The organism is Shewanella electrica (genome assembly GCF_022321485.1).
In the GTDB taxonomy this organism is placed as follows: domain Bacteria; phylum Pseudomonadota; class Gammaproteobacteria; order Enterobacterales; family Shewanellaceae; genus Shewanella; species Shewanella electrica.
In genome coordinates this window covers 1-247 of sequence record NZ_JAKOGG010000614.1, presented here as the reverse complement: position 1 = coordinate 247, position 247 = coordinate 1, and the positions used below count along the sequence as shown (strand labels likewise).

Here is a 247-nt window from a genome sequence, read left to right as displayed (position 1 = left end):
ATCATTACGATTGGTTCTTACAATTATTCAGGAACCGCTGGAATGGGTCGCGGTTATCATATTCATGGCAGTGGTCAATTCATTAATGAAGGCGCATATTTTGACCAAATGAAAGCCCAATTTGATTGGATTCGCACTGTACTAGTTGTGAAGATTCATGATGTTGAGCAGAAGATAATCGAGTAGGAGATAATTGATTAGTTCAATTATCGACCTCTCAAATCACCGTACGTACGGTTCCGTATAC

General features: G+C 39.3%; 1 protein-coding gene. It reads left to right on the top strand.

From position 1 onward, the window contains the following. Positions 1 to 186, top strand: a 186-nt coding sequence (locus L9G74_RS21610) for a hypothetical protein (RefSeq protein WP_238898903.1), incomplete at its 5' end; no start/stop codon positions are given. Between the last annotated feature and the right edge of the window lie 61 nt (positions 187 to 247).